11 protein-coding genes are annotated in these 15,785 nt (G+C 36.1%); 4 read left to right on the top strand and 7 right to left on the bottom strand.

The window, feature by feature from the left end; translation table 11 throughout:
- The first annotated feature begins 45 nt into the window (after nt 1-45).
- Nucleotides 46-2,568, top strand: coding sequence for an HD domain-containing phosphohydrolase (locus tag GNP81_RS05110; RefSeq protein WP_155674546.1), 2,523 nt, complete (start codon nt 46-48; stop codon nt 2,566-2,568).
- A gap of 60 nt (nt 2,569-2,628) precedes the next feature.
- Here the strand turns inward: GNP81_RS05110 and GNP81_RS05105 are convergent, their stop codons facing one another.
- The 4 genes from GNP81_RS05105 to ydiJ form a co-directional block, all read right to left on the bottom strand.
- Nucleotides 2,629-4,944 carry a zinc/cadmium/mercury/lead-transporting ATPase gene (locus tag GNP81_RS05105; protein ID WP_155652422.1) on the bottom strand — a complete coding sequence of 772 codons (2,316 nt, stop codon included), beginning with the start codon at nt 4,942-4,944 and terminating at the stop codon, nt 2,629-2,631.
- A gap of 146 nt (nt 4,945-5,090) precedes the next feature.
- Entirely contained in the window at nt 5,091-5,507 is a 417-nt protein-coding gene (locus GNP81_RS05100; protein WP_005419725.1) for a CBS domain-containing protein, read from the bottom strand.
- 128 nt (nt 5,508-5,635) lie between these two features.
- A complete protein-coding gene (locus tag GNP81_RS05095; RefSeq protein ID WP_155674547.1) occupies nt 5,636-7,228 on the bottom strand; it encodes a tetratricopeptide repeat protein in 1,593 nt (530 codons plus the stop codon).
- A 156-nt stretch (nt 7,229-7,384) separates the two neighbouring features.
- Complete coding sequence (gene ydiJ, locus GNP81_RS05090) at nt 7,385-10,417, bottom strand: D-2-hydroxyglutarate dehydrogenase YdiJ (protein ID WP_155674548.1); 3,033 nt, start codon at nt 10,415-10,417, stop codon at nt 7,385-7,387.
- 181 nt (nt 10,418-10,598) lie between these two features.
- Here ydiJ and GNP81_RS05085 point away from each other — a divergent pair, with 181 nt between their 5' ends.
- The gene (locus GNP81_RS05085) at nt 10,599-11,288 is read left to right on the top strand and encodes a DUF3334 family protein (protein ID WP_012533529.1); all 690 of its coding nucleotides are present in this window, start codon (nt 10,599-10,601) and stop codon (nt 11,286-11,288) included.
- 102 nt (nt 11,289-11,390) lie between these two features.
- Here GNP81_RS05085 and ansB read toward each other — a convergent pair whose 3' ends face one another.
- On the bottom strand, nt 11,391-12,452 hold the full coding sequence (ansB, locus tag GNP81_RS05080; protein WP_155674549.1) for an L-asparaginase 2: 1,062 nt from the start codon (nt 12,450-12,452) through the stop codon (nt 11,391-11,393).
- A 337-nt stretch (nt 12,453-12,789) separates the two neighbouring features.
- On the opposite strand from ansB, the gene GNP81_RS05075 reads away from it, so the two are divergent.
- Complete coding sequence (locus GNP81_RS05075) at nt 12,790-13,479, top strand: DUF2786 domain-containing protein (RefSeq protein ID WP_155674550.1); 690 nt, start codon at nt 12,790-12,792, stop codon at nt 13,477-13,479.
- Between the two features lie 112 nt (nt 13,480-13,591).
- On the top strand, nt 13,592-13,774 hold the full coding sequence (locus GNP81_RS05070) for a hypothetical protein (protein ID WP_155674551.1): 183 nt from the start codon (nt 13,592-13,594) through the stop codon (nt 13,772-13,774).
- On the opposite strand, the gene GNP81_RS05065 is transcribed toward GNP81_RS05070, so the two are convergent.
- The gene (locus tag GNP81_RS05065) at nt 13,758-14,459 is read right to left on the bottom strand and encodes a GntR family transcriptional regulator (RefSeq protein WP_155674552.1); all 702 of its coding nucleotides are present in this window, start codon (nt 14,457-14,459) and stop codon (nt 13,758-13,760) included. The genes GNP81_RS05070 and GNP81_RS05065 overlap by 17 nt on opposite strands.
- Before the next feature lie 8 nt (nt 14,460-14,467).
- Nucleotides 14,468-15,409, bottom strand: coding sequence for a precorrin-2 dehydrogenase/sirohydrochlorin ferrochelatase family protein (locus GNP81_RS05060; protein WP_155674553.1), 942 nt, complete (start codon nt 15,407-15,409; stop codon nt 14,468-14,470).
- Between the last annotated feature and the right edge of the window lie 376 nt (nt 15,410-15,785).

Genomic DNA, 15,785 nt, shown 5'->3' with positions numbered 1-15,785 from the left:
TATAATCTAATTTTAATGATAATAAAAAAAGAAGAGAGAGTGCCTATGAAACGGATTTCATTAAAGAGCTACTTATTTATCATGTTTGCAACTATTTTCATTTTGTTTTCCGCTCCTATATATCAAAATATAAAAATCTCAATTACTCAATTATCATCTGAGCACATATCGGATGTGGCAGAGCTTCACCAACAACTCATCAGCAACAATGTAAACTTCACTATCTATCAAATAGAAGCTGTAGCTAATGAGATATCTAACATAAAACAACTCGATATTAATGACCTTCCTGTATCTTTAATTAGCTTTATTTCGTCGACTTTTACTCATTCCCCTGCACTCACTAATGTGTATATCTATAATTCTAAAAAACATGGTATCAATTTGAAAAATGTTAATGGTGAAATAGAAGCTACTTTCGCCTCTAACTCATTCATCAACGATATTTGGAAAACAACACAGAGCTATACTTTTACTGATGAATATCTCTACCTAAACCGCTCTAAAAACTCTAATCTTAAAGTTATTCTACAGATATCGACATCCATATTTTTTGAAACTACTGATCATCAACTCGTAAATAAACCAAATGTTGGGTTTTATCTTTATGATTATAAATTAAAGGAAATAATCTATTCTGACCATGTTCCAACTCCTTTATCTTATTCCCAACTACAAGGAGTATTACATCATAAGCATGATACCGTTTCTCTCGATGGTTCAACATTCACCGCTTTTGTTCATAAGTTGAATAACAGTTCGCTTTATTTTGTATCACTGATACCTAAAAGTTTAATTAATCATAACTTTAATTACATATCTAACAACTTATTCAATCGTATTATTTTCTATATTTTACTCGCCATAATAATCATATACCTATCATCATCTTATATTTCTAACCGGCTAGTTACACTCTTCAACAATGCTGAAAAAATACAAAACTTTCAATTTAATCAACAAAAAAAACAAAAATCCATTGTCAAAGAAATAGACAATATAAATAGCACCTTGATTTCTATGGATAGGACTATTCATGATATTCTAAAAGTAATATTTATGATTGCAAAGACCGATAATTTATTTCAGCTTGGTACTGTTATTGATAATAAAATACATAAAATGACACTAAGTAGAAGCCATCTATTTGTTATAAGTAAGGACAACAAATTAATTAGTGTTGAAGGCGATGAAGAAATACCGATACAACACCATAAGAAAGCGCACTTTATTGATAATAATCAGCATTATTTCAACCTACATAATGACAAGAAAAAACTGATTGGATGCTTAATCATTGCTCCTTCGAGCGCACACAAGCTATCTAAACATGAGTTAATATTTATTGAACGCTTAATTCAAATCGTTGCGATTTCTATTAATAAACATAACCTTCTTGAGCAGCAAAAAGCCTTATTTACCGCTTTTACTCAATCCATTGCTTCAGCCATTGATACAAAATCAACACATACTGCAAATCATTGCCAACGGGTACCAGAGCTAACTCTTATGTTAGCTAAAGCGGCTCAAAAGAACCAATCTGAATGGAAAGACTTTTCTTTAAGTGAACAAGAATGGGAAGAACTCTACCTTGCTGCTTGGCTTCATGATTGTGGAAAATTAACAACCGCTGATCATGTTATTGATAAAGCAACAAAACTAGATATGTTTACTAACCGTATTCATGAAATACGGACTCGTTATGAAGTGCTCAAAAGAGACGCCGAAATCACGTATTTAAAAAAGCTTATTGATGACAAATCAAATGCAACTTTATTACAAGAAAACTATCTCAGAACAATAAAAGAACTAGATGAAGAATTTGCTTTTATCGCTCAATCTAACATAGGTGATGAGTTTTATCACAATGACAATATTGATCGTTTGCATAACCTTGCTACAAGAACTTTTACTCGAACTTTGGATAAACGACTAGGGCTATCATGGGAAGAAACACAGCTACTCTCGGATAATGATAAGCAAACACCCTCAATTGAAACGGTTTTACAAAATAACAGTAGCCATCTTATTCCTTGGGTTCTAAACAGAAAAACAGATGAACAATTTAATCTACAACCGTACCCATTCAAATTTAATCATGGTGAAATATATAATCTCGCAGTTCAACGCGGCACTCTAACTAATGAAGAGCGTTTTTTAATTAATGATCATATTATTCAAACTATTAATATGCTCAAAACGCTGCCCTATCCTGACCATCTAAAAAATATACCTCTTATTGCAGGGGGCCATCATGAACAAATGTCAGGAAAAGGATACCCTTATGGTATTCCAGCATCAGAGCTGCCTATCACAGCAAGAATGATGGCTATCGCAGATATATTTGAAGCATTAACGGCTAGTGATCGTCCTTATAAAACACCTAAAAAATTATCTGAATCCTTAAAAATATTAGCTTTTATGGCAAAAAATAAACATATTGACGCTTCCTTGTTTAGCTTATTTTTAACTGATGAAGTTTACCTAAACTATGCAGATAAGTTTTTAATCTCTGAACAAATTGATGATGTAAACATTCAAAAATTGATTGAAATTGCATATTCATAAAAAAGCCAACAGAAAACTGTTGGCTTTACCTGTTTTATAATTAATTTCGAAATAATCTTATTACTCTTTTTCTTTAAAACGTAATAAGCGAAGTGCATTTAAGGTTACGAGAGCCGTTGCACCACTGTCAGCTAACACAGCAACCCATAACCCTGTGATACCAAGCAAGCTAGTCACTAAGAAGACGGCTTTTAAACCAAGCGCTAATGTAATGTTCTGGTGAATATTACTTAGTGTTGCTTTTGATAGTGCCACCATTGGTGCAAGCTCTTCTAAGCGGTTGTGAGTCAATGCAGCGTCTGCAGTTTCCAGTGCCACATCGGTTCCGCCTCCCATCGCAATACCAATAGATGCCGTTTTCATCGCAGGTGCATCGTTAATGCCATCACCTACCATTGCCGTTTTCGCATTAGCGGTTAATTGCTCAACATATTTCACTTTATCAGAAGGTAATAAACCCGCTTTGTAGTCAATATTTAACTCTGCTGCTATGGCTTTTGCTGCTCGCTCATTATCACCAGTAAGCATGATTGGTTTAATTCCTAATTTAACCAACTTTTCTACAGCAATTTTAGCATCAGGACGAAGTTCATCACGCCATGCTAATAACCCAGAGATCTGCTCATTAATCAGCACCAGAACAACCGTTTTACCTTGCTGCTCTAAGAAAGCGATTTGGCTTTCAATTTCAGGAATAACTTCGCCATCAAATTGTTGAGGTGCATATAATTCAATATGTTGATCGTTAACCGTTCCTTTAATACCTTTACCAACAACCGTCTCACGATTATCTGCCTCAATAACTGTTAGTCCCTGCTCTTGTGCTTTAACTACAACAGCTCTTGCTAATGGATGCGATGAGCCCATCTCTACCGCTGCTGATTGAAGTAAAATACTCTCTTCCGTTTCGGTTTCAGTTAATACTCGAATATCGGTTAAAACAGGTTTTCCTTGCGTCAATGTGCCTGTTTTATCAAAAGCGATATTTTGGATATGACCTAACTCTTCTAAAGCAGCGCCACCTTTAATTAATGCGCCACGCTTTGCAGCCGTTGCTAAACCAGAAGTAATCGCTGCTGGTGTAGAAATTACTAATGCACATGGACAAGCAATCAATAACATAGCTAAACCACGATAAATCCATGTATCCCATGACTGACCAAACATTAGTGGTGGAATAATGATAACCAATAACGACAGCACCATCATTGCCGGAGTATACCAACGGCTAAATTTATCAAGGAAACGCTCTAATGGTGCTTTACGTGATTCTGCTTCTTCTATTAGGTGAAGAATACGATCAATGGCATTTTCACCTTGAGCGGAAGTGATCTGAATTTCAATAACACGATCATTAACAATAGAACCAGCCATCAATGGATCGTTTGCCTTTTTATCAACAGGTACAGATTCACCAGTTAAAGCACTTTCATCAAACGATGCAAACTCAGAAAGTAAAATTGCATCCGCAGCTAATCGGTCACCAGGGCTCACCTGCACACGATCACCTACATTCAATTCAGAGGCTGCAACTTCTTCTTTAGTTCCATCACTATTAATTCGTAGAGCGGTATCTGGCACTAAATCCATTAATGCTTTAACGCCGCTTCTCGCTTTCGCTGATGCGTAACCTTCTAATTGCTCACCTAACATAAACAATAAGATGACCATTGCCGCTTCAACGGTTTCACCTAGATACACGGCACCAATAGCAGCAACCGTCATTAAGGTTTCAATGGAAAATGGTGAACCATTTTTTGCCAAACGAATGGCTTTACGGCCAATCGGAATCAAACCAAACAGACCTGCAACAGTAAATGCAATAGTACCAAGCTCTTTGTTTACTATATTAATGCCTGTAGCAATCACTAAAAAAGCAACCAATAGCAATAATAATGCGTTCTTTTTCCAAAATGGTTGAGCTGCATTTTCTGATGGATTTTTAGCATTAATATCGGTTAGCGGAAAACCCGTTGTTCTAGCAACGCTTTCAACAACATCAAATACTAATTCATCATTTGTTCGTACAGTAAGTTTTTCTGTTGCAAAAACAACGTTCGCATCAACAACATCTGGAATGGCAAGAATTGCTTTTTTTAGTTTTGCCGCACAACTTGGGCAATCCATATCAGAAATAAGCCAACTACGAGATAACGTACCTTTCTCGGATACTTGAGGAATGACAACTAAGGGGTCTGATTCTCCAGGGTCTGAACCACAACATGAATCAGAACTCGTTGGTTTATCAACACTATTACAACAATCCGTAGTAGCACTTTCCGCTTTGATAGTTGATATTTTTGGCGTTGCACAACATGAGCTTGATGGGTTGTGCTTATGATCATGACTGTGTGTCGATTTATGAGTAGTACACATGAGATATTCCTTTGTTAAATGTTAGGTTTGAATTCACTCTCACCATTAACTATAAACCTTAGAGTTAACTCCAAGGTCAAGAATATTTTTTATTTGAAACAAAAAAAGACACCGAAGTGTCTTTTTATAAGAAGATATGATGAAAATTAAACTGGGTGTTTAAAACAGTGACCTATTGATTCACTTATAGCCTGAAGAACGTTACGACGAGTAATAATCCCAACTAACTTGCCACCTTCAACCACAGGATAAATCTTTGGTTTGTTTTCTGTCATTGTCTGTGCCAAATCAACAATCGCATCATCAGGTGTAACGGTTAACACTTCAGTCTTCATTACATCTGCAACAACATGTGTATCTTGGCAGTGATAACTCACACCTAACAATGACTTAATTAAATCTTGTTCAGAAATAAACCCAATAACTTCACGTTGCTCGTTAACAACTGGACCACCAATATGTTGTGAAGTAATAAATTGATCTAACGCCGCTGCTAATGACATATCCGCTGTCAAATATAGAGGTCGTACACTCATGTATTGTTTTACTTTTTTATTTTCCATTATAGCCCCCTAACGTGCTATCGCTTACTTCGATAACTTAAGTGTGGACTATTTTTGGAAAATTGCTAAATCGCTCTTTCCTATCTCTGTGATGGATAAAACCTATTGAGCAAAAAAGAAGTAGAAAATTATGCACTACCTAACAAAACATCGATCAATATTTTCTTGTTTTGTTCAACAGAAGACATTACATTCTCATACCCTGCAGTGTTATTTGTGCGCTCCATTCTATGAATAATAGCTAGACACTGTTTGATATTTTCAGGATTTCTCATTAAGTTCTTACCTTTCAGCGTTAAAGTAAGAAGCATATAGTTTAAATCTGATGAATACGGATACGTCTGTCCTATCTTGATCAACTGAAGTCTGTTTTCATCTGCAGATTTTTGAGCTCTAAGCCATTGGTACACTTTATTTAGTTTTTGAAAATGCACCATCGACTGTTGCAGTAATTGTGGCGAATTCTTTTTGAGGTTCGCTTGATCAAACACTTTATACAAAGCAACACACAACTTCACTTCACCAGCCATAGCTAAAACGCCAAATGTAGCAACACGAAATTCATCTGAAGCCACTTTACGCTCAGATAAGAATCGATGATAACAAGTCGCTGCAATTGCTTTTGCTTTATAACGCTTACCTTGTTTAAACAATTGTCGCGCTATAAAGATATTAATATAACCTTGCAATTCATCACGCTTATCCATTGATACACGTTTTTTCAACGTTATAACTAATTGACCAAAAAAGCGTCGATACTTTTCTTTATTAAACTGATGATTCGATTTATATACTGTATCAGCAATATCCAAAATCATTTTATTTAATGTTACTGGTGTAATACCAATATGATAAAAACGTTTCATTATCATATTATGAATAAGAGAGTGCTCATTATTCTCAATAATAAATGTTAAATACGAATAAAAAGCACTATCACTTTTTGGATTATTCTCAAACGCTTTTGATAACGACGCTTGCTGCTTACTTTTTTGTTTTGCTTCTTCATATATTTCAGCCAACATTAAATTAGCTTTAAATAAATACTTCTTAGAACGCAATAACAACTCAAGAACAGGTATTGCTTTTGGCTTTTCAACCATTTGACAATACGCCATTAAGTTTTGTGGCATGATTTCGCTTTTATCATGTCGTTGATAAACCTTTTTGAACGTCATAAAGTCTTTTGCTTTATACAACTCTTCCAACGTCATGTTTAACAACATTCTATTTTTATATGTGCCAGTAAACGTTTGTGCTCGCTTGATAAAAGCAGCTTGTGACCCTTTTACTTCCGCAATGAGTTTTTCGATCAATAATGTTAAATTAAATGATTTTTTAATTAATTCATCAATATATCCATAATTGATAGGACTATTAACAATAAAATCAGGAAATAACTCTCTAGCATTTAAATCATCAACTTGAGAATCTTCATTTTCAATATCAACAATAAAAATAGGTCGCTTACCAAACTTGGCCTTCGCTCGTGCGTTATCTACAATTTCAGCAATTACTTCATGCGAAGAGTAATGATATTCAATAAAATAATAATCATAGACAGGTAGATCTGATGCTTTCATGCCAAGATTAAAATTATCCGCGCTTTTAAAACCCGCTTTTTGAAAAAATTGACGAATTTGAGTACTGCGTTCACGTTTTTCAGTAAACACTAAAACATTCATTTGCGGAATACGTCTAATTAATTCGGCACTGCTCATTTATATTACAACTCTAATGAAAACAACAAACACAATATACCAACCTGTAAAAATCAACTTACAATAGTTTTAACAAACACAATACAGTCCGTTTGCATTTAACTCGTTACAGGAATTTCGCGCTACTTTACCACAAAGTAGCGCAAAGTTAGATCATTATATGTTAGTCAGTAGCGCTTGTAATGGATGCTTTAACTGCTGTCCTTCAAATCGCTTAACCTGACTACGGCATGAATAACCTGTAATCAAGCAACGTTCCTTATCCAAACTAGCTAGATTTCCTTTCCAACTTAATTCATAAATCGCTTTGGATGAGGCTAATTTTTCTGCCTCATGCCCATACGTTCCTGCCATGCCACAACAGCCAACTGGAACCGTATTTAATTGTAAACCAAAATGACTAAAAATTGCCCCCCACTCCTTCTCCGCGTTCGGCAATTTCGTTTTTTCCGTACAATGGGCAAATAATTGCCAAGCTCTGGTATCAAATACTGTCGCTTTATCAAATGAGGATAACCGAGGATATAGCCATTCATGAACGGTTAACACGGCAAAATCACCACGCTTATCAGCTAAAATCTCATTATACTCATCTCGGTAACAAAGAACTAAAGCAGGATCCACGCCAACCATTGGAATATTAAGCTTAGCAACTTGATTTAAAAACTCACTGCTTGTTTTTGCGGTAGAAGAAAACTGTTTTAAAAAGCCTTTTATATGCTGTGCTTTACCATTCGGTTTAAATGGCAAAAGTACCGGTTTTAATCCTAGTCGTTGTATTAATTCAATAAAATCACTGACCACTTCAGCATCGTAATAGCTCGTAAATGGGTCTTGAACGATGAGTACATGCTTCTGACGCTCTTTCTCTGAAAGTTCTGATAGCTGTTTCAGGTTAAACTCTACAATATCATTTGTTCTACAACGCTCTTTCAATGTCGGTATAGACAGAAGAGGCATATCGACATAACCGAGTGTTTTCTTCGTAATGCTTTTTGTTATAGATTGCTTTAAAACACCATTAATCAATTTTGGTGCTTTAGCCATTAACGGCAGCATAGTCTCGATATTTGCAACCATATAATCTTTCATTGGACGTTGATAACGACTGTAATAGATATTTAAGAATCGTGACTTAAAACTTGGCACATCCACTTTTATTGGACATTGGCTCGCACACGCTTTACAAGCTAAACACCCCATCATGGCTTCATGAACTTCGTGAGAATAATCGTATTCTCTTTCTTTATTAAATGTGTTTTTCAGGCGATCTATTATCTGTTTAATTGATGGGCGCTTGGTTAATAACTGTTTTTCTAATTCAATGGGATCTATACCCTGCTCTGAAAGTTGACGCAACCATTCTCGAACTAAACCTGCTCGGCCTTTTGGTGAGTGACGTCGATCAGCAGTCACTTTCATTGATGGACACATTGGCGAACTGGTTTCATAGTTAAAACAGAGACCATTACCATTACATTCCATTGCTTGATTAAAACTGTCTCGTACTTCTACAGGTATTTGGCGATCATAAAATCCACGCTTAATGCCACTTACTTTAACCAATTCATCATTACTGTCTAATGGTGTACAGATTTTTCCTGGATTCATCTTATTGTATGGGTCAAACGCCGTTTTTACTCGACGCAATTCCGTGAATAGTTCTTCACCAAAGAACTCTGGACCATATTCAGATCGGAAACCCTTACCGTGCTCTCCCCACATTAAACCGCCATATTTAGAGACTAAAGCCACAACTTGATCTGAAATAGTATGCATCAATGCTTCTTGTTCAGGGTCACACATATCCAACGCTGGACGCACATGCAGAACCCCTGCATCTACATGACCAAACATGCCATAATTTAATTTGTGTGAGTCGAGCAGTTCTCTAAATTCTTGGATAAAGTCGGCTAAATTTTCAGGTGGCACACAAGTATCTTCTGCGAAAGCGACTGGTTTTGCCGCTCCCTTTGTCGCCCCAAGCAGTCCTACCGCTTTTTTGCGCATCGTATATATTTTTCCGATACTTGCTACATCACTTGTTACTTGATAACCAATGATTCCTGCCGTTCCCGAATGCTGCAATGCTTCTAACTTTTCAATTAAAGTATTAACTTGCTGCTGTACCTCATCAAGATTGGCTCCGGCAAATTCCACCATATTTAGACCAAGCATTTCTTTATCTGGAACATCGGTGATCAGATCGCTCACCGTATGCCAAACAATATCCTGCTTTGCAAAATTCAATACGCGAGAATCAATGGTTTCTACAGAAAGCGCATTCGCATCTACCATAAATGGTGCATTTCTTAATGCCGCATCAAAGCTGTCATATTTAACATTAATTAACGTTCGAGCTTTAGGTATAGGGGTAATATTCACCTTCGCTTCTGTTAAAAAAGCAAGCGAGCCCTCTGCTCCACATAAAACACGAGTAATATCGAATTCATCATTAGTGGTATCTAAGGCATTTTTTAAATCATACCCAGTCAAGAATCGATTTAATGGCGGAAATTTATCTTCTATTTTCTGGCGATTATCTCGACACACTTTAGCCGTAACATCTAATACACCACGTATTTTCTCTGGCTGCTGATCATAAGATAACTCTGTATTTAAGCATTCTCCATTTGCCAAAATAGCAGTTACCGCCAAAATATGATCTGATGTTTTTCCGTATTTAAGCGAACCTTGACCAGAAGCATCGGTATTGATCATTCCACCAATAGTTGCTCGGTTACTGGTTGATAAATCAGGAGAGAAGAAAAAGCCATGAGGTCGAAGTGCATCATTTAATTGATCTTTAATTAAACCTGTTTGAACTCTCGCCCACCCTTCCTCAATATTAATCTCTAATACCTGATTCATATGACGAGAAAGATCAACAACAATTCCTTGCGTTAAAGATTGTCCATTTGTCCCCGTACCTCCACCACGTGGAGAAAACTGAATAGTTCGATATTCTTCTTTACTTGCCAAAGTCGTTAGACACTCGACATCTTTTGTTGTCTTTGGAAGTAAAACGGCTTGCGGCAATTGTTGGTAAACACTGTTATCTGTTGCAACAGCTAAACGACTCGAATATGTCGTTTCTATATCACCACTAAAATCAGTACGGCTTAATTGCTCTAAATAATCTACAACTTTTGGATCAATCGTAGATTGAAATTGTAACACTGGTAACATTGCTCCATGCTCCTTAACTCGCTGATCCCTCAGCTCTATAATGTTGTTCTATACACACTTTACAACATCTCGATTGGATAAAACATCCGGTATATGCTATATCCGATAAATATTTGCCGCTTTAAAGGCACATATTTTGCTTTGATAATTATTATCAATGACATTTTTAATAGAGAACGCTATGAAACCAGCAATAAGAAAATCAAAAATAATTACGACGGACGATATCCTATTAACCTTATGTCGCTCAATGTCAGGAGTGTTAAGTAAAGCAACTCAAAGCTCTGTGACCTATTCTGCTATGGTACAAAAGATAACTAAAACAAGTTTAAAACCAGACTTTGGCTGTTTTGTTTTATTTGATGGTGGTTTTTCTGGTCTTGTGGTAACCAATTTCACTAAAGACGCTGCACTAGAACTATATACAAAATACATGCGTAATATGGGTATGCCAGCCGAAGAATTAGCGATTTTACATACTTCTGATGAGGTGGGTGACGTACTAGGTGAGCTAATGAACCAAATCGTAGGTGATTTCACAGGCCAGATCCGTAAAACACTACAAACGACGATTTCACAAAACCAACCTAAAATGTTGTCTTTAAACAAGCAAGTAATCTTGTCTGTTGACACCAATCTAGATCGTCCTCAAGCTCGTCGAGTGACCTTCACTACTGAAAACAATCACATTTTTTATCTTGAATTAGCGATGGATAAGACTGAATTTATTCAATTAGAAGAGTTTGAGCAAGAAGATGAATTCGATGCTGATGACCTATTAGATCAACATCGTTCAAGTAAAAAAGAAGAGAAGAAACAGGAATCTAATCAAGATTTTGATGACTCTTTGTTTGATGAGCTAGGCATTTGATAAATTAGGTATTTAATACCAATCAACATTTCATCATTCCAAAATAGAAAACAGCCAATAATGGATATTGGCTGTTTTTTTACTTACAAAACTAAACTACACCTAGTAATACTGAAACATCTTTTGAATTTCTTTATAGTTTTCCGTTTCAGTTAGCGACAACATCAATAAAATTCGTGCTTTTTGAGGATTTAATGTACCTGATGCCACAAAACCGTATTTCGCATCATCAATTTCCGCATCCAACGTTGTCGAACCTGACCCTGTACGCGCACTACGAACGACAACAACCCCTTCTTTACTTGCTTTAGCTAACTCATCAAACACCGTGTGATAAATATTGCCGTTACCAACACCAGCACTCACAATACCATCAAACTTAGCATCAACCATTGCAGTCACAGGTAACGCTGTAGCGTTGGCATAATTGTATACAATACCTACCTTAGGTAACGTTTTTAGCTTAGATACATCAAATTCAGCTTCAGTTGTATGCTTACGCTCAGGACTACGTTGATACTGTACATCGCCATTGTGAATATAACCTAACGGACCAAAATTCGGTGACTGAAAGGTATTTACAGACGTTGTATTGGTTTTGGTTACGTCACGAGCATCAAATACCGTGTCGTTCATTGCAACCAATACACCACGCCCAGCAGAATCTTTATCTGTTGCTGCTACCACCGCATTGTATAAATTGACTGGACCGTCAGCACTCATTGCTGTTGATGGTCGCATCGCACCAACTAGAATAACTGGCTTATCACTCTTAACTGTAAGATCTAAGAAATAAGCGGTTTCTTCCATGGTATCAGTGCCATGGGTAATAACCACACCATCAACATCATCTTGAGCTAGTAATTCATTGACGCGTTTTGATAATGTTAACCACACATCATCATTCATATCTTGAGAACCAATGCTAACCACTTGTTCACCACTGATATCCGCAATTTTTGTCATTTGAGGTACAGCATGAATCAAAGAATCAACTCCTACTTTTCCTGACGTATAGCTAGAGCCTGTTGCAGATTGGCCAGCGCCAGCAATTGTACCGCCAGTCGCTAAGATTTTAATATTGGGTAAATCATCGGCAAAACTGATTGAGCTAAAGCAAAGACCAGAAAGCAACATACCTAATGCAATGGCATTCTTTTTCATGTTTGTACTCCATTATAAAACAACTAATTACGATAAAATAAAATTACATATTTTGATTTAATTCATCATATTTGCTTTTAATTAATGTGCCGTGATAGTAATCACAACTATCATAGCCACACAATGAAATATTAGATTTAATTTTTGAAAATCAACAATTTACATACAAAATATCAATAATAAGATCATAAAATAACATGTCCACCACATTTCATTTTTCACCATTCTATCAACCAAAACCTTTTGCACTTTTCGACTTTATCGTTGCACTGTATTTCTTTCAAAATATGAAAGAGAAAGGTAGAATATCGCCCCCGAAAAAAAGAAAGGTAAAGTCATGTCATCAGCGAAGCAAAAGGCCCTAAAAAAGATAGCTAAATGTCTTGAGCTCGGTAATTCAGCAAATGTGAATGAAGCCGCTCAAGCCATAAAAATGGCTCATCGCCTTATGCTTAAATATGGCCTTGAAAAAGATGACATTGAATTTATCAAGATGGGAAAAACGCAAAGTGTCCATCTACTGCCTGCCAATGTAGGTAGCAACATCTTAAAAATCATCCGTGGTATTAATACCCGTTTCGGTGTCGAAGCTGTATTGCTTAATCATAAAGGCTTAAAGAAAGTTGAATTCATTGGTTCAGCCGATCGCGCAATATTTGCCGCTTTTGCTTTTGATATTGTTTATCGTGAAATGAATGAACAAACAGGCCAATTTAAAAACAGCTTTGCAGGAACGGGCACAGGACAGTTAGAAGTAACGAAACGTGTAAATTCATTTTTAGCAGGTTGGATTGAAGGTGCATTAGAAAAATTACCAGTGATCGCACCTGATGAAGATTCAGCAAACAAGATTAATGACTACATTGATAAAGAATTCAAAAATATAGACCGTGAAACTTTTAAACAGCAATTAAAAGAGGCCATGGCCAATATCACGGCTGATTACGAAAAAGGTTTAAAAAAAGGTCGAACTATTTCAGTGAACCGTCCTGTTGCAGGAGCACAAGCTCCAAAACTTTTAAAGTAATACCTTAGTAGCAAACTTGTTAAAAATTAATGTTATTTTGATTTAAGTCAAAAGAAAGCACCTGATTGCACGATACCTTTAACTTGTTAAGTAAATGTTGCAAGGAGCTATTATGACATTATTGAGAAACCCAAAATGCTATACGGATGTGTGTATTGATGGAAAATGGTACCACTATGATCACTGCGGTACCCAAGTGTATATGTTAAAAGGCGGAGCAGAAGCCCTTTTTGAGCTAGATTCAGAGCCTCTTACTGAAGGTGAACTAATAGAGCAAATTAAACAATTTGGCTAATTTTCAGTTTCACAGCATCATGGCAACAACGGATTGTCTGTAATAAGAAAGGAATTCTACTTTTATTACAGGCAACTTGATTGATTGATAACAGCATACTTCCTGAACTCAAATTCAATGCATCAGATTCAAGCTGAGATGCAGGTAAAACCCCAACGTCAATATCATGTATTATTGATTCATATCCAAACTGATTCATTAACTGTGCTAGTAAATCTGATTGCTCACCGCTATCGTGACTTGATGACACTATCATTTCCTCTGGAATGTATCGGTACTGAACCGCAACTCTCCTTCCATCAATATGGATAAGGAAAACTTGTTGTTTGACGTAAGAAAACGGAGACAGCTTCAATACTGTGAGCATTTCTTTTGTCGCTAGCAATCGATTAGAATAAAGCTCTTCAATTTGAAACCTTCTTTTTTGTTCCTTACATACATCAGCAATATCAATCCCTTGCATAGGGTTAAATATTAACTTAGCCGTTGATACAAACCAGCCTCTACGCTCTTCTTTGTATATTTTTCCTGATAATGCTAAATGATTTAATGCTTCTCGTAATGTAATTCGTGTTGTAGCAAATGTTTCAGCTAGCGTCCTTTCCGAAGGTAACTTTTGCCCAGCTTCAAACATACCGGTGTCAATCTGTTCTTCTATTGCGTCTTTAATCGTTAAATATTGCATTAATAAACCTATAATGTAGGGACGTATACATCATTCACTAAATAATGCTGAATATTTGAATCACTAAATAATTGGCCTTTTTTCACTAAAATGGTCACTCGAATATTTTCATCATTTGCTTTATCCAAATAATCTGCCATCTCTTTTTCAGAGCGAATATATATACGCTCAGCATCACGACGGCAAAGCTCAATGAACTCAGCAGGACAACTTTCAAAAGCAATAACCCATTCAGCTTGCTGCATTAATCGCAGTGCTTTTAAGGTCAACATTTCAGTATCCGAATTATACTCAATCCAATTCCGTTCAGACTTAATTTGAACATCAGTCGTTAATGCTTGTTGAAATAATGCTTCTAATTCATTTCGAGTATTTATCTTCTCGATTTCAGGCAATCGCAAAAAGGTTTCCCAAAATTTTCTTCTTTCATCAACAGTTTTAAAATGCTGTTTAATAAGATTTCGCTTATCAGCCCCAAAGTCCGCTAACATGGCAACTTTTGTTGATAACTGAGTTTCAAGCTGCTCTCTAATAATTCGGATTAATACTGGAGATGCGCCACCACTTGAAATAGCGACCTGAACACGACCTCGATTGACCATTGATGGCGTTATAAAATCACAATATTCCGTATCATCAACAACATTCACCGGAACGCCAACGTCATGCGCATCAGCATGGACTTGGTGATTTAAATCTGAATTGTCTGTTGTTGCCCATACTTGTACATAATCATTACTTAATAGATTTTTATGATAAAAACCTTTTATATATTCAAGCTTCCCTTCTTCTACGTACTTCATTAAATAAGCTTTAATTGATGGTGCGACTACGGTAATACTTGCCTCTGCTTGCAGCAACATATCTATCTTTCGACAGGCTACTTCACCACCACCAACAACCAATACTGGTCGCTTTTTAATATCCATAAACATGGGAAAATATCTCATTACAATCCGCTTCCTTAATATCTCTTTGAATATACAGCTTTAATATACATCGATTTTAAAAAATAAGGTATGTATTCAGTAATCCAAGGTTGTTTAGTTAACATATTCAAAATTTATAACAATTAACAACTTTACAACAAGCGCACTCATTAGACCTGATCAATATCACCACTTAAAAGCAAAAAAGCAGTGTTTATGACCAATTAACATACAAATAAGCCATAAGATTCACTGGTTTTTACATTATCTTAAATTTCACAAATCATTAACCTTTAGTTATCTTTAAATACAGTTGCTTGAGAATAAAGCAATCGCTCTATCTAACGGCTAACTCAACACAATAGATTGAGATAAGCCAGTTAAATTACGCACAACA

It is taken from the genome of Aliivibrio fischeri, assembly GCF_009727955.1.
In the GTDB taxonomy this organism is placed as follows: Bacteria; Pseudomonadota; Gammaproteobacteria; order Enterobacterales; family Vibrionaceae; genus Aliivibrio; species Aliivibrio fischeri_A.
The sequence above is the reverse complement of the archived record's forward strand: the minus strand, read 5'-3'. Positions and strand labels throughout refer to the sequence as shown.